The organism is Candidatus Woesearchaeota archaeon (assembly GCA_030651375.1).
In the GTDB taxonomy this organism is placed as follows: domain Archaea; phylum Nanobdellota; class Nanobdellia; order Woesearchaeales; family UBA12501; genus JAUSFM01.
Genome location: JAUSFM010000014.1, coordinates 100,991 through 120,823, shown reverse-complemented (window position 1 = coordinate 120,823; position 19,833 = coordinate 100,991). Strand labels below are relative to the sequence as shown.

Sequence of the window (19,833 nt, the reverse complement as noted above, 5' to 3'; positions counted from 1 at the left end):
TAAAAGGATGTATTAATAAAAGAAACGGTAATTTTAAAAATGAAAAAAACACTCAACCTTAGAAAGGTGACGCGGATGGGAAAAAAAGGGACTGGCAAGAAAGATGTTTCTTATACTGAACTAAAGAAAAAGAGTTTTAAAGAGTTCCTTGCTTTGCTTAGAAAATGGCAGGAAGACCCTCAATTTTGTAAGGCAGCACGTAGGTTTGTAAAACAAACAAGTTAAAAGTTATATTTTTTTCTCAAATCTTTAAAATTAAGAAAATTAGGTGACCTGAGATTTTCACGGCTATTGATGGCAGTATATGATTCGATTGATAATTTTGATAACATGGTGCTGTTATCATCCGAATACACAATATCCATATTTTTAATTGAGGCACAGGCAACAATAAGAAAATCACGTTTTAGAATATTTAAAGAAGTAATACCTCCTAATTTTTGATATTCCTTGTGGTAATCAATCGCCAACTTTTCTATTTCAGGCGTGACAAGCAAGTCTCTTTCTGATTTTACCAGTTTATCGTATAACACCAGCAAAGCAATTCGCAATTGGGAGTCATCATGTGTGGCCTTATCTTTGGGAGTATCTTTTAGTTCTTTTCTTATTTCTCTAAAGCCAAAAACAACAAGACCCCCATCAGACCTTATTTTTTCAATCAAATCAACATACTCTGATTTTGACAAAAGTTCGCCGTAGATATTAGTGTCAAATATAGTCTTTAATTGTCTCATATGGTCATTCCCGATGACATAACTTATAAATTTTTTTATTTATAAAACAAAAGAAAAGAGCCCCTAAAACAATAAATCTTATAAACAAGCCATATACTTCTTAGTGCCATGCCTCTGTAGTATAGCTTGGACAGTATACGAGCTTGCGGAGCTTGGGACCTGGGTTCAAATCCCAGCAGAGGCGTTTGACTTGTTGGGCTAATTGCCCACGTGTAATATCCTCCTCAATATCTTCTAACCACAAAGGTTTATAAATCAAAGGCTTTTTTCTTCTTAAAATCAGGTTTTGCTTATGGGAACAAAGAATGACGACACTGGGGAATTTATTGAGTTTGAACTAGAGGGGGGTACGATTCATACTCCCTCCCCCAGATCAACTAGTAAGGCTGGTTAACCAACATGTATCTTTCCAAGTTGGCCAAGCTCTTCGTCCTACCTATAATCATCTTCGCCCTACCTACAATTTTGGTTCTGCACATTTTGGGGAGTATAGCGTAACGAGTCACATACCGCCCGATGATTTTGAACGATTGGCGAATATAGAAGAGGACATATGCCGTGCAGACCATCGTATCACTTCCGCCCAAAAAAGAGCACTCGTACCGATAGAAGAGGTCGTACACGAGATCTTGCGTACAGAAACAACACTGGCGGTTGAAACAGAACGTATCATCCCCTGCGCAAGCACCACACGAGATGCCTTAGACCACGTCTTTCATGAATTATGCCAGCCAAATAAACAGGTTGCCATACCCGTACCTAACTGGCATTTTCAATTAATATGCAATACACTCCCCTTTACCTTTTTTGAAGCACCAAACGAAGAAAGCCTTGTTGAAAATTTTGAGCGGGAAGCAAAAAAAGGAACAATCTACGCTTTGATTTTGGTAAATCCTGCTGTTCCATTGATGTACACGATTTCTGAACCAGCAGCACGACTATTAGACGAAACCGCGTGCAGGTATGGTGTTGATATCGTGATTGATGATATACTACGGGGATTGGACGAACCCGGACAACGAGATAGTATCGCACGATTCTTTACCCGGCCATACGTTGTTGAAGGATTTTCAAAACGATATGGTGACGAGCCATTAGGAGATGTTTCATACATTCTTGCCCCTGATGCGCCCAGCGCAAAAAAGATGAAGATGTCGGTTACTTCCACTCCTGAATACGAAACCGGAAGATACGTTCGTGGAAGCTTGTTGCAGTTAGCATATCATAATGCAACCGCATCGGCGCTCGCGGAATTAAAGAGAAGAAACGAGGCATTTGACAACGGTCTCCATCTGTTTGCGCCACCAGAAACAACCGTCGTACGGGCATCGCCCTGTGCAATTACCTCACTTGTGCGGCTGCCAGAACACTGCCGTTATACTGGTACCGAATTAGAAAAAGAACTCAAAGGCGAGATGGTTGTGGCAGGCATGGGCTCTTTTCTTCCCGATGGCCATCGTCGCCAGTATGACAAGATACGAGATATGAAAGCACTGAGAATTACTGTTGGGCCGATGGATGAACAAATGGTATATCAAGGTGCGCGAGAGTTAGGCATGCGGATAAGCATGGCCACGCCGATGTGAGCTCATGGCAGAGACACCACTTCCTGAAACCGGTGCTCTTCCGGGAGACCTTGTTTCTTTGCGCATCCCCGGAGAGCATTTGATGTATGGAACATGGTTTGGCGTGCCTCAATTAGATTTTTACGATGCAAACACTCCTCTGCTCCCTTTTGGCATAAACGAACAGGAACGGGAAGCACTGCGCGAACTTACCCGCGCCGGCGTTTTTAATCAGGCGTGTAACGAAACAGAGCCGATGGCGCTCGAAGACATTGCACGCCGTATTCTTGAAGAAGAAACAACATTTGATTTGTCGAGGTATCGTGTTGTTGCATCAACCGAAGGCGCACGGCACGCGATACAGGGAATTCTCGCAGAGCTCGTAACGCCCGAAAAGCCGTTTGTTTTTTACGCATCTCCGAACTGGATCTTCGACACCATTGTTGGGCCCGTTCCGGGTGTTGAGTCAGTTGATATATTTGCGCGAACACCGGACGAATTGATTGGCAAATTTGAGCAAGCGCCAGAATCGGTATTGAGAAAAGGGGCGAGCCTAATTATTGTTGATCCGGCGAATCCATTAGGCTACCGCTATAGCCGCGAGCAGATTGAACGTATTGAAACTCACGCAGAAAAATATGGCATCACTCCACTATTTGATGACGTATTTCGCGGGTTGCAAGAGCAGGGCGCTCGGCATGCATCATCAGAATATTCCCACAATAGCATCATCGTTGAATCAACATCAAAACGATTCGGGCCCCGAAGCCTCGGCGCAACATGGTCATTAATTCCCAACGGGCTCACGATAGGCCCGAAAATAACGCTTGCGTGCGACGGATGCACAAGCAAAGCCGCGCGCACGGTGCAGGCGCTCCATGCGCTTGGGTATGAAAACCGAATGAGGGACGTGATTGCGGCAAGCGCAGAAGCCTTCAAACAAGGATATCAACGTGTTGATGCTGATAATCAGTATGGGGATTTTTTTCACGCATTTTCTGGCATGCCCATCATGACCTTTCATTTTAAGCAACGAGTTGACTTCGAAGCGAAAAAAATGATAAGCGAAACACTGGGTATGACCTTGGGTATCCAGTGGATATCTCATTCAGAAGAAAAGGTGCAGCGCGCATCTGAAGGCAGCTATCCTAAATCTTTATTGGATGAAGAACTTCTTCATGGAACAGGGTATATGAGAATCTGCCCCGCCAAAGAAACGCCTGAACGGGCGTATTATGCCGGGATGGTTTTGGCAACAGTGTTACAGACAGCGTGTGGGCAAAAAAAATAATCCTGCACGTACCGATACTCTTTAATATCACCCCTGTTCTGATACCTCTATGAAACTCCGCCAGCAGCCCGATGACTTCAAAGTCGAAGAAATCGCCAGCCGCACAACCGAAAAAGATGGCAGGTATTGCCTCTATCTGCTCGAAAAGAAGGGCATGGAAACCTTTGCGCTCATCAAGCACCTTGCGCGAAAAAATAATATTCCCATTACTGATTTCGGCGTTGCCGGACTGAAGGACAGGCACGCGGTTTCAAAGCAGTACATGACCCTGCCGAAGCAAAAACAGATACCAAACACCAAAGAAAACAATTTCTCGCTCACCCGTGTCGGATACACGGACGCCCCGCTGAAAATCGGAGATCTTCGCGGAAACAAATTCACCATCACGGTGCGTGACATCCCCGAACCAGATCTCGATGCGGTGCTGGACCGGGCCGGAGAACTAACATTCGGCGTGCCAAATTACTTTGACAGCCAGCGCTTCGGCAGTGTGATCGAAAAAAAATTCATTGCCAAAGAAATCATGAAAAAGAACCATGAAGGGGCGGTCAAATTATTTCTTACAGAATATTCACGGCATGAAGCGCTCACGGTAAAGACGGAAAAACGGCTCATCAAACAGCAGTGGGAGAAATTCGGCACGCTCACGCTGGCAAACAAATCATTCCAGCGGATACAAGTCGCCTACGCGAAAACCAAAAGCTGGAAAGAAGCATACAAACAAATCCCGCTCAATCTGCGCCAGATGTTTGTCGCAGCCTACCAGAGTTATGTATGGAACGAGTGCATACGCTCAATTGTCGAAAAACAATGCGAAGAATTCATCTGCGTTCCCTACAAAGTGGGCGACCATTCTTTTTACACCACCCTCTCGGATGACCAAAAGAAAAAAATTCCCAAACGATTTCCACTCATCACTCCGATCATAAAACTGACTGACGCAGAGAAACAGGTTGTTGACCATATCCTGAAAAAAGAATCCTTCACCCTCACCGATTTTGACATCAAAGCAGAAAGCGGCACCTTCTTCAAGCCCGGCGAGCGGCCGGTATTGGTAACACCGCGCGATTTTTCCATGACCAAGCCAGCGTTGGATGAATTGAACAACACCAAATATAAAACAACGTTCTCGTTCACCCTTCCCAAAGGAAGCTATGCGACGATTATTACCAAGCGCGTATTTCTGCAATAGGATGTGTACCATGGTGCTCGTCATAACCAAAAAAATCGCTGATACAATCGCAGCAGCGAAAGAAGAAATCACGGTTTCTCTCGACCTTGGAAAATCTCAAACAACGATACAAATAAGCCGCACTGTCGTCGATATTGCTGGCCAAAAAATTCCCCAAAACGACTTCAAAAATCTCAAGGAGCATTTTCTCTATGCGCTTGAAGACAATCAGGTAAAGCGCATTGCTTTTTTTTCTGATGAGACGCAGACGTATTACAAGCTTGTCCCCACAACCGACTGGCCAACTTTCACCCTGTCATCAACGCCCATGCACCGTTCGACGCATATTTCGCCGAAAGAGGACACCAAAAGAAAAATGAAGCTCATCGACCCCATCAAAGGAATTGTCTTAGACACCTGCGGCGGCGCCGGATACACAGCGATCTGGGCGGCGCGGTTTGCCGATGAGGTGCACACCTTTGAAAAAGACAGCAATGTGCTGCGCTTGGCAGAATACAATCCCTATTCACAGGAACTTTTTACGAATAAAAAAATTCAGGTGCATGAAGAAGACATCTCATCAGGCATTCGTAGCTTCAAAAACAATTTTTTCCAGCGCATTGTGCATGACCCTCCCACCTTCACCCGTGCGCCGGAACTTTATCATCCCTTATTTTATGAGCAGTTGTACCGCGTTCTTGTTCCTCACGGCATTCTCTACCACTATGCGCCGATGCCGGACAAGACCAAAGGAAAACAATTTTATCTTTCCATACTCAATCATCTGAAAGAAGCAGGGTTTCGGAACGTTGAGTATCATGAGGACGCTTCCGGCATTCGAGCGGTGAAGTAATCGCCATCGAGCGTGACCTGAACGTGACTTTTCTGTCGTTTTTACACTCACAAAGTTACATCGCTTTTTTAATATATATTTTCCAGTATATCAATTTTATAAATGGAATTTCCGGAATAATAAACTTTAAATAGGACAAACGCGACCCATCGTATACGCCGAAACACAAGATGTTGTGGTGTTTTGCAAAAAAACAACACAATATGTTGATTTTAGCGGAATTTTGCAGGGATACTCAATCCATCAATCAAACCCAAAGTAGGTGATACTATGGCAGCCAAGGTACAGAGTGAAACATTTTCTCAATCTTCTCAATCAATCTCTTCATCGTCCCTGTCGTCTGTTGATTCTTCAGCTTCATCCCTTCGCTTTCTCCGTCGTTTTTTTTCCACGCCAGGCATCAATCCATTAGATGAGCAAACCTATGTCAAGCGCACCTCACTCATCAAAGAGCCAACCGGCAAAGTTGTTTTTGAAATGGCGGACTGCGAAGTGCCGAGCACCTGGTCCCAGCTTGCTACTGATATTGCCGCATCAAAATATTTCCGCAAGGCCGGTGTTCCCGGCACGGGCTCTGAATCCAGCGCCCGCCAGCTCGTGTTCAGAATTGCAAACACACTGAGAGAAGCCGGCGAAGTGCACGGCTACTTTGCAACCAAAGAAGAAGCAGATACGTTTGAAGCAGAGCTCACCAACCTCCTTATCACCCAAAAAGGCGCGTTTAATTCTCCAGTCTGGTTCAATTGTGGGCTCCACAAATACGGCATCACGAGCAGCGGCGGAAACTGGTACTATGACGAACAATTGCACCAGGTAAAAATGACTGAAGACGCGTACAGCCGGCCGCAATGTTCAGCTTGTTTCATCCAGCCGGTTGAAGACGACCTCATGAGCATGTTCGACCTGCTGAAAGCAGAAGCGCGGCTGTTCAAGTTCGGTTCAGGAACGGGCAGCAACTTTTCAAAAATCCGCTCAAAATATGAAAAGCTGTCAGGAGGAGGAACCTCATCCGGCCTCATGTCATTCCTCAAAGTGTTTGACACCGGCGCAGGCGCAACAAAATCTGGTGGCACCACGCGGCGCGCCGCAAAAATGGTGTGCCTCGACATGGACCACCCTGAAATCGAAGACTTCATCCTCTGGAAAGTGCGCGAAGAAAAAAAAGTGCACGCCCTCATCGCCGCGGGATACCCTGCTGACTTTAACGGTGAAGCATACCAAACAGTTTCCGGCCAGAACTCAAACAACTCTGTTCGGCTGACCGACGACTTCATGAACTCCATGCTCAACAACGGCTCATGGGCAACTACCTCACGCACCACGGGAAAAATATACAAAGAATACAAAGCCCGCGACCTCATGAAGATGGTGTGCGAAGCAGCATGGGTCTGCGCCGACCCCGGCGTGCAGTTCGACACGATTATCAACGACTGGCACACCTGCCCCAATTCTGACAAAATCTATGCATCAAATCCCTGCAGCGAATACATGTTCCTCGACAACACCGCCTGCAATCTTGCGTCAATCAACCTGATGAAATTCGCCTCTGACGACGGCAATTTGATTGACATTGAAACATTTGAACACGCCTGCAAGATATTTATCACGGCGCAAGAAATCATTGTGAGCATGTCATCATATCCGACAAAAGCAATTGCAGAGCGCAGCCACCAATATCGAACCCTGGGACTGGGCTATGCAAACCTCGGCACCCTGCTGATGGTCAATGGCATTCCCTATGATAGTGATAAAGCCCGCGCGATTTCAGGCGCCATTACCGCCATCATGTGCGGCACGGGCTATGAAGCATCCGCACATCTTTCCGGCCTGCTCGGGCCGTTTGACGGTTACGCGTCAAATCGGGAACCCATGCTGCGTGTCATCAACAAGCACCGCGAAGAGGCCTACAAAATCGACGTGCGGTACTGTCCGGAAAATTTGCTCAATGCAGCGCGGGAAAGCTGGGACGCCGCGGTCACGCTCGGCGAAAAATACGGATTCAGAAACGCGCAGGTAACCGTTATCGCCCCCACTGGCACAATCGGCCTGCTCATGGACTGCGACACCACTGGTGTTGAGCCGGAATTCTCCCTCGTCAAATGGAAAAAACTGGCAGGCGGCGGCTACTTCAAGATTATCAACAACTCCATCATCACCGCCCTGAAAAAACTCGGCTATGATGCGCTCCAGATTGATGACATAAAAAGTTACATTGTCGGAAGAGGCACACTCGAAGGAGCTCCTCACATTAATCCAAGCGCGCTTGTAGCACGCGGATTCACTGCCCCTCAAATCAAAGAAGCCGCAGACTATATCGCACAGATGAAAAGTCTTGATGACTGGACACCCAACATCAACATTCCCGAACTCAAGAAGCGGGGCTTTACCACCCAGCACATCAACGAGGCCATGATTTATGTGAGCGGCGCGCAAACCGTTGAAGGAGCGCCCCACCTCAAGCCCGAGCACGTTGCTGTCTTTGACTGCGCCAATAAGTGCGGCAGTGGAACAAGGTTCATTGCGCCCATGGGGCACGTCAAGATGATGGCAGCAGTGCAGCCGTTCATTTCCGGCGCGATTTCAAAGACCGTTAACATTCCCAACGAAGCAAGCGTTGAAGACATTGAAAAAATTTACATCGAGGCGTGGAAGCTCGGATTAAAAGCAATTGCCTTGTACCGTGACGGTTGCAAGCAGTCACAACCGCTCACTGCGCAGAAAACGGAAAAGGATGAAGTAAAAAAATCCGTCGCTGCAGCTCTGCGCACGCTTCCGAAGCGCCGGCGCGGATTGACGGTTGAATCCAGCGTTGCCGGCCAGAACCTCAAGATTTTGACGAGTGAATTTGATGACGGCAGCCTTGCAGAATTTTTCGTCGAGATGCATAAAGAAGGGTCAACACTGCGCAGCCTCATCAACTGTGTTGCTAAAGCAGTCAATATCGGATTACAACACAACATTCCGATGGACAAGTATGTTGATGAACTAACGTTTATGCGCTTCGAACCGGCAGGCATGACCGACCATCCGAATATCAAGACGTCAACAAGCATTATTGATTTTGTCATGCGCGTGCTTGCGCTTGAATATTTGGGCAGAACCGACTTGGCGCATGTGAAACCGGCTGAGAAAGAACAGAAACCGGAAGTACACTCTTCGACTTCAGGCGTACCACAACCGACTACCGACGGCGCCTTGAGCAAACAAATGAGCACACTTATGGGCGATGCGCCTGCGTGCAACACCTGCGGTCACATTACGGTGCGGAGCGGGACGTGTTACAAATGCCTGTCGTGTGGAAATTCAATGGGATGTAGTTAAACCTAAGTTCTTTATCTTTTTATTTTGTTACCAAAAAAACAACTTTAATATACTCCTCATCTTATAATAATCACATGTTCGATTTTACTCCTGCAGAACAAGCCATTTTAAAAAAACTATCCACCCCTGCAAAAATTCAGGATTTTCTCAACCGGATTCCCATCAATTTCGAAACACACGGAGAAACACTCTATTCTCCCCGTATGGTGCTCAAGCACCGCCAGGCACACTGTATGGAAGGAGCATTATTTGCTGCAGCTGCGTTACGCTTTCACGGCCATCCGCCCCTGATCGTTGATATGGTGGCAACAAAGAACGATGAAGACCATGTTATTGCCGTCTTTAAACAGAATGGATGCTGGGGCGCCATTTCAAAAACAAACCATGCCGTGCTTCGCTACCGTGAGCCGGTGTACAAAACAATTCGCGAGTTGGTGATGTCATACTTTCACGAATATTTCACCAACCACGATGGAAGAAAAACGCTTCGCTCCTATGCAGGCCCGGTGCATTTGTCTCGTTTTGATGCGCGCGGATGGATGACCTCGCCAGATGATGTGTGGTATATTTCCCAGTATCTCGCTCGTATGCCGCACGTTTCCATTCTCTCTCGTTCCCAGATTGCCCTTCTCCGTCCAGCAGATATGATTGAGCGAAAAGCAGGGGAATTAGTGGACTGGAAAAAGCCAAAGAACATTTAATAACATTTATATAAACTTCTTCGTATGATATGTCCATGAAAGAGGTCGAAGTAAAAATTCTCGGCATTAATCGAAAGAACGTCGAACAACGGCTGAAAAAAATCGGTGCGAAGAAATTGTTTGACGGCATGAGCCATTCCCTTTTCTATGATTATGAAGACGAACAGTTGCGCAAACTAAAGCAGACCCTTCGCCTCCGGCAGGAAGGAAAAACTGCGACACTCACGTTTAAGCAGAACCTTCGTAACGGCCCGGGCCGCGTGTTTAAGGAGCATAAAATTGTTGTTTCTGATTTTGCCGCGGCAAAAGCACTGCTGGAAAGTCTGGGGTGCACGCCGTGGTGGGTGATGAAAAAACACAGAACCATGTACTCCCTCAAGGGCTGTATAGTTCAGATTGACAAGCATCTCGATGCGCACCGCTTTATTCCCGTGTTTCTCGAAGTCAAATCAGCGTCACTGCCGAAAATCTACGCGCTGGCGAAAAAGCTGGGCTTCAGAAAAGACGACTGCAAGCCATGGTCCATCAGCGATGTTGCCGAACATTACGGTGAAGGAGGCCGCGCATGATCATTGAGCCAATCTATATCGGCAGCGTTGGTCTCGTGTGTATCCTGATTGCCTTTTTCTGGGATGAATTCTACGAAGCAACTGACACGTATGAATACAATCTGTTAAATCTGGTCGGCGCTGCGGCGTTGGCGTACTACTCCTACTCGCTCAAGAGCATGCCGTTTATTATTCTGCAAGTGGTCTGGGGTGTTGTGGCGCTGGCAAAGATGGTGAAGCTGAGCGAGCGGAAGAAAAGAAAATAATTATTCCTACCGTCCCCGTTGTCCTTTATACGCCTTCTCCACCTGTGTTATCGTCGAAATATCTGCTTTTGACTTGTCTTCGCGCAGGCGAATCAGCCGTGGAAATCGTAATGCGTAACCAGATGAATACGTCGGGCTTTTCTGGATTTCCTCGAATGCAACTTCGATCACCAGTTTTGGCTTTACTTTGACTTCCTTGCCTTTCTCCTCGATAATTGCGGGTTTCAATTCTTTGGTCAAATCGTCAAATGTCACGTCGCCGCCTTCCTCTTGTTCAAGTTCCTTGATGCCCGTGCCGACCTTGCCGATTTCCAGCAGTTTTCCATCATCGTCTTGGCACGCAAGGGTAAAACTGCTCAGCCATTCGCTGCGTTTTCCTTCACCCCACTCCGCGCCCACAATCACCAAGTCCAGCGTTTCCATGGTCGGCTTGACTTTCACGCCAAAGCCAACCCGCGAGCCGGGCTTGTAGATACCTTCCAAATTTTTTGCCATGACACCTTCTTCGCCGTGGGCCAAGCTTTCCTCGTAAAATTTCTGCGCTTCTTTCAAGTCGCTCGTGATAATATGTTTAGCAACAACAATTTTTGATTTGGTGGATGAAACAACTTTTTCAATGAGCTTGCGGCGCTCAATAAACGGCTTGTCCATCACATTTTCGCCGTTGTAGGCCATGAGGTCAAATACGTTGAGCTCGACGGGAAATTTTTCTGCAATTTCTTTGATGTCATACTTGCGCTTGATTCTCTGCGAGATACTCTGAAATGGAAGGTATTTTTTTGTTTTTTGGTCAAAGCCAACTGCTTCAGCGTCGAGAATAAAATTATCGCTTTTGGCGTGTTTTGCAACCGCGTCAACCACATCAGGAAATTGCCGTGTTACTTCATCAAGCCGACGGGTGAATAGTTTTATGACACCTCCTTTTTTATGGACTTGGAGGCGGAAGCCGTCGTATTTGAATTCAAACGCTGCCGGCTTTCCCACCCGTTCAAACGCATCTTTGAGGTCGTCTGCTTTCTGAAACAGCATCACCTTGAGCGGCTTGCCAATGGTGATGTCTGCTTTTTCAATGCCTTTAAGGCCTTTGGTTTTTGCGTTGAGCGCAACCGCACCAAAATCAGCAGTGACGTCGTATGCTTTCTGCACTGCGGCGACGAGCTTGTTGTACTCCTCACGATTTTCCGGCGTGATTGTTTTTTCTTTTTCGTCGTAGTTAAGTTTTGTTTCGCTTTCAAAGAACGCCCACACAATCGCATCGCGCAGCGTTCCATCACCCACACCAACGCGCAGGTCTTCAAGTACTGTGCGTATGATATATTTCGCTTCTTTCGGCTCGGCGCTGGTGAGCAGTTCTGCAATCAACTGCATTTTTTTATCAACCGTTCCTTCACCTTCAATGGTGGCAAGCTTTCTTAGGTTCTCAAACACTTTGCGCACGGTGAGATGGCTGCTGACGAGCGTGCGCTGTTTTTTTCCGGTGGTCAAATGCTCGGCAGTGACGCCGAGGTCGCCAGTTTTTTTCCATTCCTTCTCCACTTTTGTTTGGTCGATGCCAGTGGCTACACTGATTGCCTTAAGCACAAGTCGCGCAGCAACGCCGATAGTATTTTCGTCGTGCGCTGGAAAGATTCTTCCCTGCAGCAGAAGCGCAATGCTATCAAGGTCATCCTCCGGCACTTTTCTCAGAAACAGCGAAAGCTCGCGTGTTTTTTCAAGGCGCTTGGCTGTTTGTTCCAGCTGTTCGTACAGTTCAACGAGGAAGGCGTATTTCATACATTGTAAGGAGAGGTGATTGTTTTTAAAGTTTTACTCGAAACCAAGAGCACAACATTTATTAACCAAAAATCAATAAGAACCGGTATGGACCCCAAAGAGGTGCTTGAGCTCATCAAGCGGCGGCGAAGTATTCGCAAGTACAAGGATCTTCCTGTTGAATGGGACAAGCTTATCAACATTCTGACTGCCGGAGAATACGCTCCTTCAGCTGGCAACGTCCAGGACTGGAAGTTTATCATTGTCACGGACGACGAAACCAGAAAACAAATTGCGCGTGCCTGTGTGAATCAGGTCTGGATGGAAACCGCGCCACTGCACGTTGTCATTTGCAGCATTCCTGAACGAACAATCCAGTACTACGGCAAGGCTGGTGAAAAATACACAATTGAGGACTGCTCCTGCGCCGCAGAAAACATGATGGTGCAGGCAACTGCAGAAGGGCTTGGCTGCTGCCTCGTCAGCGCGTTTGACGAGATGATGATGCGGCTTGCGCTCGCCATTCCCGAGCGTGCAACACCAATCAGCGTGCTTACCATCGGCTATGCCGACGAAGAAGTGCCTGCACCTCCCCGCATGATGCTGGAAACTATTGTCTATCTCCAGCGTTACGGCAACCGGTTCAGAAACATGAACGCTATCTTGTGGGATTACAGCCTGCAGTATGAAGAATTTGCAAAAAGCGCAAAAAAAGAAGCCGGCCAGCAGGGAAAACGCTTCATGCGCTATTTCAAAGAAAAGTTTTCAAAAAAACCAGAGGACGAAAAGCAAAAGGGAAAACATTAAAAAGAATCTCTCCATTCCATTCAAAAAAGAGGTGATGAGTATGCCACGAACGCTTATTTACAAGGGAAAAATTAATGATGAACAAACAGGTGTGGTGCCGACGCGCGGTCAAGGGCTCAATCATTCCCGCCCAATAAAACTCAAGGGCGGTAGGCAGTTGCTCAAGAAGCGCGGCATGAGCACCGGTTCGCCGGTCAAGTTCAAATTCTTGGACGTCGCTGACCAGAGCACCAAGTACAATTATCTTGCTGAATTAGTCGAATAACATCAAAAAATACATCAACTAAACGTAAAAATGGAGGTATTCATATGGTTAAAGCAACAATGCGATTTCACAACGGCCGGCTGACGATGGCAAATTCGCCGCAAGGCAGCCAGTCCCGTGTCGCCTTTTCAGGAAAGGACAAACAGCGCCTTATTTCAGGAAAGCCAGCGCGCGGCAAAGAAGTTATGGGCGAGATTGAATTTCACACGTGGGGCAGCGGCACCAAGGCGCGCTTTCCCGTGCTGAAGAAAATTACCAGCGTTGAAGATATGTAACTGTTTTGTTTCTTTTATTTTTCTATTTTCTTTTTTTCGTTCTTTTTCTGGTTGTTGTCAATTTTTTGAGTCTTAGAACTAACAGGTGTTGTAAAAAAAATAAAAAGAATCCCCAGGAACCCGGGGATCCCACCTGCCTTCATCGTTTTGGTTTGGGGGTGGTAAAAAAATGAAGGCAAAGAAAAACTAAGAAAAAAATATTAACGGACCATTTCGATCCCAAGCTCTTCATTGACGCGTGACGCGTTGAAGTTCTTGCGGCCGTCGCCTTTGCCCAGTATCCATGGCGACTTAACGCCCGTGATAATGGTCATTATCGTCAGCTTGCCCTTCATGTCTTCGGTGACGCGTGCGCCCCAGATGACGTTGGCATCAGCATCCATCGCTTCGGTGATTTGCTCGCCGACGCGGTTGATTTCATCCAGCGTCAGGTCAGGCCCGCCGTGGATGTGGATGATGGCGCCAGTTGCGCCTTGGTAGCTGATGTCGAGGAGCGGATTGCTCAATGCGCCGCGGACTGCTTCATCAACACGGTTTGACGTGTCAGAAGCGCCGACGCCGATTGCTGCAACGCCGCCATCAGTCATGATGGTTTTGACGTCTGCGTAGTCGAGGTTGACCAAGCTGGGCACCGCGATTGTTTCAACGATACCTTTAATCATGGTTGAGATGAGCTCGTTTGCAACAGCAAATGCCTGTTGTACGGGCAGGTTGCCGGCGATTGACACGAGGCGGTTGTTGTCGATGACAATAACCGTGTCAGAAACCTGGCGGAGCTGCTGCAGGCCAAATTCTGCCTTGTCAATTCTCGCGCGCTCAATCTTGAACGGCATGGTTGTTGTTCCAATAACAATGCTACCGTTGTCTTTTGCTACTTTAGCAATGACTGGGGCTGCCCCTGTTCCAGTGCCGCCGCCAAGGCCTGCACAGACAAAGACCATATCAGCATCTTTCAATGCTTCCTTGATGTGCTGCATTGATTCTTTTGCCGCCTCTGCGCCACGCTGGGGAAATCCGCCGCAGCCAAGGCCTCGAGTGAGGTCTTTGCCGATGATGAATTTCTTGTCAGCGTCAGTCACCGTCAGGTGCTGCGCATCGGTGTTGACTGCGATGATTTCGGCTCCTTTAATTCCTTTTTTGTAGAGCCAGTTCACCATATTGTTGCCGCCGCCGCCTACACCAATCACCTTGATGTTTGCCTGCTGGGCACTGAGTTGTTTTAACTCATCCTCATGTTTTTGTACTGCGTTTTCGACCAGGAAGTCCATGTTCCTACCCCCTTTTTTATTTTTTTAGGCTGTTTTTTTGTTTGATGCCTCGCTTTTGAGGCGTGTAAGCGTACAGGCTAGCAAAAACTTTATATACTAGTTTGTACTCTACTCTTTTTAGAAATCGCCAATTGTTTTACACAAACGCCAATTTGTGTGATAAAATCCGTTTTTCGCCAATATCGATTTCGTCGTTGCTTGAGTTTCGCCAAAAACTCAAACCCTTTTTTTCTATTTATAAACGAACATTAGATATAAAAATATATTTGTATTCTAACATATATGTTGCAGTATATATGTCGAAAGGTTTAAAAAGAAACACATAATTCTCTGTTAAAATGGCTTTATACCTCATCGGCCTCGGCCTTGGAACAGAAAAAGACATCACCCTGCATGGCCTTGAAGCGGTTAAAAAGTGTTCAAAACTATATATTGAGACCTATACATCACAATTAGGGTGTTCGAAAGAGGTGCTTGAACAATTCTACGGCAAGCCGCTCATTTCCGCCGACCGCACGCTGGTTGAGTCACACGCAGAAGAAACCATCCTAAAGGATGCGGAACAAGAAGATGTTGCCTTCCTTGTGGTGGGTGATGTGTTTGGCGCGACAACGCACACTGACCTTATGTTGCGTGCAAAGGAAAAAAATATTCCGGTTACGGTTATCAACAATGTATCCATCATCAACGCGGTGGCAAACACCGGCCTTGAGCTCTACAAATTTGGCAAAACAACAAGCATTGTATTCCCGGAAAAAAATCACCAGCCGGAAAGTTTTTACGATGTCATTGCGCAGAACAAATCCATTGGCGCGCACACGCTGTGCCTGCTGGATATCAAAATGGAACAGGGAAGCGAACGGTTCATGACAATTAACGACGCGCTGAACATTCTGCTGGACATCGAGAAAAAGCGAAAACAAGACATCGTCACGGAAAAAACATTCGTTGTAGGATGCGCGCGTATGGGACATGAAGATGCTGTTATCAAATACGGCTCGGTTGAAGAATTGATGAAGCATAACTTTGGAAAACCGTTGCACTGCCTCATCATTCCCGGACCGCTCCATTTCAAGGAAGAAGAAATGCTGAAGGTGCTGAACAATGAATAACGAACAGCCACCAATTGAATCACTCGACGTGCTCGTACACCCGTTTTTTGGCATGAGAAATCCGATTCCGTACGACGGAGAGTTTTTGCGAACTCCGTATGCTAAAGTTGGCGCATTTATACAAGGACAGTTTCCTGGCGATATGCCTGGGCACGAGTATGCACGCCTGCTTGAAGCACTCTGGAAAGAGCGCATCAGCACGATTGCAGCTGATCCAGCGCATGCACTTCTTTTCGTACCGTATGCCAGTTCCGAATTATTACGAGGACAAAAACCAACACTGCTTGACGAACAGACTCGTAGCCTCGCGCTTTTTGCCAAGGAACAGCTTGGAACAAGGTGCATCTTTGGCTTGCCTCATCTCGAAGAAGAGGCGCGGCACGAGGTTGTGCAACGCTGTTCACCTGACGCAACGATACCTATACATAGTTATGGTGAAATTTCGTACCTCTGTGTCCTTGGAGAAACTGCCGATCTTATGACGCTTCTGGCTGTACGCGGCTTTCAGTTCGAGCACCATCATCGGCTCGACCTGTGCGGTGACCGCATCGAAGGAAAACGAGAAGCATACGCTCGTTTGCTAACAAGACAGGAGGCGCGGCCATGAGCCTCGACGACCTTGCGGGAATTAATTTTGCTGCGTTGTTTATTGAACCAGCATATCAGCCAGCGCACGAGTTTGAAGCAGCATTACGCACCGCGACGATGCAGTATGGCCGTGCACAAGATGATATTTTTCTCGCTGGTATTTTTTTGGAGAGTGTCAGGCTGGCTGCTGAAAAAAAAGCAGTAACGCCCTCTGAAGCGCTTGGTTTTGTGCTTTCGGAAAAAGGCAACTGGCGGATACAGCGCGATTTTGCAGCGCACGCAACACGGTATTTTGACGGGGACTTTGCTGGCCACCTTCGACACTTTCAAACGCAACCCGATACTGCAACCACCACTCGCGAAAGCTATGAAGGGGTCATCCAGTCAATGTACACAGCAATGATTACAGTGATTGGCAATTTGAGACAGCCGCTCTTTCGGGAACAGACGCTTGGGGCGTATCATGCGGCGCACGGCAGAGAAATGTTCAGAGAACCAGACGTGGGATTGTACCGGAGAGCTGCAGAACAATTACGCCCAGAAACATTACGAATGTGAAACAGCTCGCGCCACTTCACCCGCAGTAACCCCTTCTTCCATGAGCGAATTAAGCAGTGCGCATTCTTCGTACACCGCGTCGGTACATGCGTGGTCGTGTGGATAGCGCTGGTTGTACACCAATGAGCGCCGCTGGGTTTCCGCAAGGAGCGTATGAACCTCTCCGGCGCTTCGCACGTGCTGAATTTTTTCCAACGTGGAAAACAGCTCGAGCCGCGCGCGTATTTTTGCGAAACAGGCATTCAATGCGCGCTTGTCGCCGGTGAACGACGCTGCCTTTTTTTTCGCAGATGTGAATAGTTCACGAGCCTCGCCGATGTGCGCAACAGAACAGGAATCAAGTTCGGTAAGAAGTTTGACCATTTCGGAAAATCCCGCTTGGGATTTAAGGGAATGATCGCCGGCAATCAATTCAACCAGCTCGTGAGACAAGGTGTGTTCCAGCGGCGCATAAAATTCTTTTTTGCTCGGCTTGAGCTGCGCTTCAACCGCATGGATGCGCTTGCGCACTGCTGCTTTTTTCCAGACAAATGCTGCCGGCACGTTTAATGAGCGGTACACTTTCAGCGCGTCGTCATAGGTTTTTCGCGCGCCAACCGAATCTTTTTTTGCGAGTGTAGAAGCCCGGTCGAGCAGCATTTCGACTGAATGGAATGTTCTATAAAACCGCTGGTCCTGCTCAATTTCTTTTCGGTGCACAATTCGTTCGTGCAGTTCTCCGAGATGCTTTCGGGTGTTTTCTTTCTTGTGCAGCAGCGTTGGCTCGTCAGGCAGCGCAGAGAACAGTTCCTGCGCCTTGCTGTAGAGCTGTGAAGCATCATCCGGCTTGTTTTCTTCGATGCAATGTGTTGCTTTGTCAATCAGATTGACGATAAACTCAGTTTTGTTGTTGAAGTCGTCAGAAATCAGGAGCCGGCGCGAATCAGTAATATATCGATAGAGAAACATGAGCCGTTCCTGTGCAATGGCCCTTCCGTTGCTGTGCGGCAGGGTTTCCATGGCTGCTTTTGCGCGCTCGTACACATCGTATGCTATTTTGAGCGAGGCAACCGTTGTCAGCGGCCGCGTGGTGAGCGTGTGCGTTGCATCATTCACCACAGCGAGAACGCGATTATACATCTGCGGCGATGCGAGCGCTGTTTCAGGAATCGGAATATCAGGAATGGTTTCACCCTTTTTTGTAGAGAAAAAGAGTGCAGTAACTTTATAAATATTGTTGTGAGGCATACAAAAATATTTAATAGGAATCAAATCCTCCTCTTTCATGGCTCTTTTCAAGAATATGCTCGGAAGCGGCGAAAGCTTGTTTCGCGATCCTGTTCCACTCGACTATGATTTCATCCCAAAACTCGTGCCCTACCGCGAAGCAGAACAGCGCCAGATTGCGCTGTGCATCAAGCCGTTGATTGCCGAGCGCACCGGCAGAAATATCTTTATCCACGGCCCGCCGGGCATCGGCAAGACCGTAGTACTCCGGCACATCATGAAAGAGCTGGAAGAAACCGACGAAACCTGTGACGCCGTTATTCCATTCTACATCAACTGCTGGCAGAAAAATTCCAGCTTCAAAGTAATTCTAGAAATGTGCGAAAAGCTTGAATACAAATTCACCCACAACAAGCGTGGGGATGAATTATTCAAAATTGTCAAAGACTTGCTCAACAAAAAAGCAGCGGTGTTTGTGCTCGACGAAGTTGACAAATTAGAGGACACCGACCTTTTGTACCAACTGCTGGAAGAGATTTATCGCAAGAGCATCATTCTCGTGACAAACCACAAGACCTGGCTGGCCGAGCTTGACCAGCGCATCAAATCGCGGCTCGTGGCGGAAATTCTTGAATTTCGCCCCTACACCAAAGAACAAGTTGTTGGCATTCTGCGCGACCGCATGAAATACTCCTTTGTGCCCGATGTCTGGCAGGAAGAGGCATTTTTGCAGGCAGCGGACAAGGCATACACGCTCGGCGACGTGCGCTCCGGATTATATCTGTTAAAAGAAGCGGGCAACGCAGCAGAAGATGCAGCGTCGCGAAGTATCATGCCAGCGCACATGGCTGCTGCGGTCAAAAAGCTCGAAGAGTTTTCCATCAAGAAAAAAGACGCTTTAGAGGATGAGTCACGGTTTATTCTCGACCTGATAAAAAAATGTTCCGGCCAGAAAATCGGCGACATCTTCAAAAAATACCAAGAAGAAGGCGGCGCCGGCGGGTATAAAACATTCCAGCGCAAAATCAACAAGCTGGCTGAAAATAAATACCTCAACGTGCAAAAAGTTGGAGGAGGACCAGACGGCAACACCACGATGATAACATTCTCACCATCAGGTGTGACGACGCTGGATGATTTTAAATAATTATGTGTGACTATCTCAACTAATCTAATCAATACCTCCTCACAAATCCCATAAACTCTCCCGTCCATTTCTCTTCTTCAACATCAATCTTATCCACGCGTGCCGCCGTCGGCCCCTTTCGGCACACCATCACGAGTTCTTGCAGAACCTTCTCATCGCCTTCTGCGACAATCTCAACTTCGTTGTTCGTGTTCCGGACATGTCCTGTCAGCCCAAGGCGTTGTGCCTGTTCGCACACAAACCTCCGGAAAAACACGCCCTGCACGCGACCGTGGATCATAAGATGAAGGCGTTTGTTCATGTCCATTTGCAGAAATTGGCATTTTTTAAATCTTTGCCTGTCCAGTGCCATTGCTGTCTATAAGCATCATTTTTTGCGGCAGCAGGCATTATTCTCCACCACTG

21 protein-coding genes and 1 tRNA gene are annotated in these 19,833 nt (G+C 47.4%); 17 read left to right on the top strand and 5 right to left on the bottom strand.

Features of this window, described 5'->3' with window-relative positions; all coding sequences use genetic code 11:
- Positions 1-39 precede the first annotated feature (39 nt).
- Positions 40-225 (top strand): hypothetical protein, encoded by a 186-nt coding sequence (locus tag Q7R76_04715; protein ID MDO8642855.1) that lies wholly within the window; start codon positions 40-42, stop codon positions 223-225.
- Here the strand turns inward: Q7R76_04715 and Q7R76_04710 are convergent.
- Positions 222-734 (bottom strand): hypothetical protein, encoded by a 513-nt coding sequence (locus Q7R76_04710; protein MDO8642854.1) that lies wholly within the window; start codon positions 732-734, stop codon positions 222-224. The genes Q7R76_04715 and Q7R76_04710 overlap by 4 nt on opposite strands.
- A 110-nt stretch (positions 735-844) precedes the next feature.
- Here Q7R76_04710 and Q7R76_04705 point away from each other — a divergent pair.
- From Q7R76_04705 to Q7R76_04665, 9 genes are all read left to right on the top strand, one after another.
- Positions 845-918 (top strand) — tRNA-Arg (locus Q7R76_04705).
- 445 nt (positions 919-1,363) lie between these two features.
- Positions 1,364-2,320 carry a hypothetical protein gene (locus Q7R76_04700; GenBank protein ID MDO8642853.1) on the top strand — a complete coding sequence of 319 codons (957 nt, stop codon included), beginning with the start codon at positions 1,364-1,366 and terminating at the stop codon, positions 2,318-2,320.
- A gap of 4 nt (positions 2,321-2,324) precedes the next feature.
- The gene (locus Q7R76_04695; protein ID MDO8642852.1) at positions 2,325-3,590 is read left to right on the top strand and encodes an aminotransferase class I/II-fold pyridoxal phosphate-dependent enzyme; all 1,266 of its coding nucleotides are present in this window, start codon (positions 2,325-2,327) and stop codon (positions 3,588-3,590) included.
- Between the two features lie 49 nt (positions 3,591-3,639).
- Positions 3,640-4,782: a tRNA pseudouridine(13) synthase TruD gene (truD, locus tag Q7R76_04690; GenBank protein ID MDO8642851.1), complete on the top strand. Its 1,143-nt coding sequence runs from the start codon at positions 3,640-3,642 to the stop codon at positions 4,780-4,782.
- A gap of 10 nt (positions 4,783-4,792) precedes the next feature.
- Positions 4,793-5,614, top strand: a complete 822-nt coding sequence (locus tag Q7R76_04685; GenBank protein MDO8642850.1) for an SAM-dependent methyltransferase — start codon at positions 4,793-4,795, stop codon at positions 5,612-5,614.
- A gap of 270 nt (positions 5,615-5,884) precedes the next feature.
- On the top strand, positions 5,885-8,935 hold the full coding sequence (locus Q7R76_04680) for a vitamin B12-dependent ribonucleotide reductase (GenBank protein MDO8642849.1): 3,051 nt from the start codon (positions 5,885-5,887) through the stop codon (positions 8,933-8,935).
- Positions 8,936-9,009: 74 nt separating this feature from the next.
- Positions 9,010-9,636, top strand: coding sequence for a hypothetical protein (locus tag Q7R76_04675; protein ID MDO8642848.1), 627 nt, complete (start codon positions 9,010-9,012; stop codon positions 9,634-9,636).
- A gap of 35 nt (positions 9,637-9,671) precedes the next feature.
- Positions 9,672-10,205 (top strand): class IV adenylate cyclase, encoded by a 534-nt coding sequence (gene cyaB / locus Q7R76_04670; protein MDO8642847.1) that lies wholly within the window; start codon positions 9,672-9,674, stop codon positions 10,203-10,205.
- Complete coding sequence (locus Q7R76_04665; GenBank protein ID MDO8642846.1) at positions 10,202-10,450, top strand: hypothetical protein; 249 nt, start codon at positions 10,202-10,204, stop codon at positions 10,448-10,450. The genes cyaB and Q7R76_04665 overlap by 4 nt, the downstream gene beginning before the upstream one ends.
- A 6-nt stretch (positions 10,451-10,456) precedes the next feature.
- Here Q7R76_04665 and Q7R76_04660 read toward each other — a convergent pair whose 3' ends face one another.
- On the bottom strand, positions 10,457-12,223 hold the full coding sequence (locus Q7R76_04660) for an ATP-dependent DNA ligase (GenBank protein MDO8642845.1): 1,767 nt from the start codon (positions 12,221-12,223) through the stop codon (positions 10,457-10,459).
- Between the two features lie 87 nt (positions 12,224-12,310).
- On the opposite strand from Q7R76_04660, the gene Q7R76_04655 reads away from it, so the two are divergent.
- The 3 genes from Q7R76_04655 to Q7R76_04645 are packed head-to-tail and all read left to right on the top strand — an operon-like array spanning position 12,311 to position 13,549.
- The gene (locus Q7R76_04655; GenBank protein MDO8642844.1) at positions 12,311-13,009 is read left to right on the top strand and encodes a nitroreductase family protein; all 699 of its coding nucleotides are present in this window, start codon (positions 12,311-12,313) and stop codon (positions 13,007-13,009) included.
- 40 nt (positions 13,010-13,049) lie between these two features.
- A complete protein-coding gene (locus Q7R76_04650) occupies positions 13,050-13,274 on the top strand; it encodes a hypothetical protein (protein ID MDO8642843.1) in 225 nt (74 codons plus the stop codon).
- Positions 13,275-13,318: 44 nt separating this feature from the next.
- Positions 13,319-13,549: a hypothetical protein gene (locus tag Q7R76_04645; GenBank protein MDO8642842.1), complete on the top strand. Its 231-nt coding sequence runs from the start codon at positions 13,319-13,321 to the stop codon at positions 13,547-13,549.
- A gap of 200 nt (positions 13,550-13,749) precedes the next feature.
- Here the strand turns inward: Q7R76_04645 and ftsZ are convergent, their stop codons facing one another.
- A complete protein-coding gene (ftsZ, locus tag Q7R76_04640; protein MDO8642841.1) occupies positions 13,750-14,817 on the bottom strand; it encodes a cell division protein FtsZ in 1,068 nt (355 codons plus the stop codon).
- 338 nt (positions 14,818-15,155) lie between these two features.
- On the opposite strand from ftsZ, the gene dph5 reads away from it, so the two are divergent.
- The 3 genes from dph5 to Q7R76_04625 are packed head-to-tail and all read left to right on the top strand — an operon-like array spanning position 15,156 to position 17,075.
- The gene (gene dph5 / locus Q7R76_04635) at positions 15,156-15,929 is read left to right on the top strand and encodes a diphthine synthase (GenBank protein MDO8642840.1); all 774 of its coding nucleotides are present in this window, start codon (positions 15,156-15,158) and stop codon (positions 15,927-15,929) included.
- Positions 15,922-16,536, top strand: a complete 615-nt coding sequence (locus tag Q7R76_04630; protein ID MDO8642839.1) for a hypothetical protein — start codon at positions 15,922-15,924, stop codon at positions 16,534-16,536. The genes dph5 and Q7R76_04630 overlap by 8 nt, the downstream gene beginning before the upstream one ends.
- Positions 16,533-17,075 (top strand): hypothetical protein, encoded by a 543-nt coding sequence (locus tag Q7R76_04625; protein MDO8642838.1) that lies wholly within the window; start codon positions 16,533-16,535, stop codon positions 17,073-17,075. The genes Q7R76_04630 and Q7R76_04625 overlap by 4 nt, the downstream gene beginning before the upstream one ends.
- Here Q7R76_04625 and Q7R76_04620 read toward each other — a convergent pair.
- A complete protein-coding gene (locus Q7R76_04620; protein MDO8642837.1) occupies positions 17,064-18,302 on the bottom strand; it encodes a hypothetical protein in 1,239 nt (412 codons plus the stop codon). The genes Q7R76_04625 and Q7R76_04620 overlap by 12 nt on opposite strands.
- 37 nt (positions 18,303-18,339) lie before the next feature.
- On the opposite strand from Q7R76_04620, the gene Q7R76_04615 reads away from it, so the two are divergent.
- Positions 18,340-19,428, top strand: coding sequence for an AAA family ATPase (locus tag Q7R76_04615; protein MDO8642836.1), 1,089 nt, complete (start codon positions 18,340-18,342; stop codon positions 19,426-19,428).
- Between the two features lie 28 nt (positions 19,429-19,456).
- Here the strand turns inward: Q7R76_04615 and Q7R76_04610 are convergent, their stop codons facing one another.
- Positions 19,457-19,729, bottom strand: a complete 273-nt coding sequence (locus tag Q7R76_04610) for an acylphosphatase (protein ID MDO8642835.1) — start codon at positions 19,727-19,729, stop codon at positions 19,457-19,459.
- Positions 19,730-19,833: the final 104 nt, after the last annotated feature.

Excerpts from the sequence above, each read along its gene's own strand:
- Q7R76_04610 (MDO8642835.1), bottom strand. The coding sequence starts at position 19,729 with ATGAACAAACGCCTTCATCTTATGATCCACGGTCGCGTGCAGGGCGTG.
- Q7R76_04625 (MDO8642838.1), top strand. The coding sequence starts at position 16,533 with ATGAGCCTCGACGACCTTGCGGGAATTAATTTTGCTGCGTTGTTTATT.
- Q7R76_04655 (MDO8642844.1), top strand. The coding sequence starts at position 12,311 with ATGGACCCCAAAGAGGTGCTTGAGCTCATCAAGCGGCGGCGAAGTATT.
- Q7R76_04715 (MDO8642855.1), top strand. The coding sequence starts at position 40 with ATGAAAAAAACACTCAACCTTAGAAAGGTGACGCGGATGGGAAAAAAA.
- Q7R76_04665 (MDO8642846.1), top strand. The coding sequence starts at position 10,202 with ATGATCATTGAGCCAATCTATATCGGCAGCGTTGGTCTCGTGTGTATC.
- cyaB (MDO8642847.1), top strand. The coding sequence starts at position 9,672 with ATGAAAGAGGTCGAAGTAAAAATTCTCGGCATTAATCGAAAGAACGTC.
- Q7R76_04615 (MDO8642836.1), top strand. The coding sequence starts at position 18,340 with ATGGCTCTTTTCAAGAATATGCTCGGAAGCGGCGAAAGCTTGTTTCGC.
- Q7R76_04680 (MDO8642849.1), top strand. The coding sequence starts at position 5,885 with ATGGCAGCCAAGGTACAGAGTGAAACATTTTCTCAATCTTCTCAATCA.
- Q7R76_04660 (MDO8642845.1), bottom strand. The coding sequence starts at position 12,223 with ATGAAATACGCCTTCCTCGTTGAACTGTACGAACAGCTGGAACAAACA.
- Q7R76_04645 (MDO8642842.1), top strand. The coding sequence starts at position 13,319 with ATGGTTAAAGCAACAATGCGATTTCACAACGGCCGGCTGACGATGGCA.
- truD (MDO8642851.1), top strand. The coding sequence starts at position 3,640 with ATGAAACTCCGCCAGCAGCCCGATGACTTCAAAGTCGAAGAAATCGCC.
- Q7R76_04650 (MDO8642843.1), top strand. The coding sequence starts at position 13,050 with ATGCCACGAACGCTTATTTACAAGGGAAAAATTAATGATGAACAAACA.
- Q7R76_04620 (MDO8642837.1), bottom strand. The coding sequence starts at position 18,302 with ATGCCTCACAACAATATTTATAAAGTTACTGCACTCTTTTTCTCTACA.
- Q7R76_04675 (MDO8642848.1), top strand. The coding sequence starts at position 9,010 with ATGTTCGATTTTACTCCTGCAGAACAAGCCATTTTAAAAAAACTATCC.
- Q7R76_04630 (MDO8642839.1), top strand. The coding sequence starts at position 15,922 with ATGAATAACGAACAGCCACCAATTGAATCACTCGACGTGCTCGTACAC.
- Q7R76_04710 (MDO8642854.1), bottom strand. The coding sequence starts at position 734 with ATGAGACAATTAAAGACTATATTTGACACTAATATCTACGGCGAACTT.
- Q7R76_04695 (MDO8642852.1), top strand. The coding sequence starts at position 2,325 with ATGGCAGAGACACCACTTCCTGAAACCGGTGCTCTTCCGGGAGACCTT.
- dph5 (MDO8642840.1), top strand. The coding sequence starts at position 15,156 with ATGGCTTTATACCTCATCGGCCTCGGCCTTGGAACAGAAAAAGACATC.
- Q7R76_04685 (MDO8642850.1), top strand. The coding sequence starts at position 4,793 with ATGGTGCTCGTCATAACCAAAAAAATCGCTGATACAATCGCAGCAGCG.
- ftsZ (MDO8642841.1), bottom strand. The coding sequence starts at position 14,817 with ATGGACTTCCTGGTCGAAAACGCAGTACAAAAACATGAGGATGAGTTA.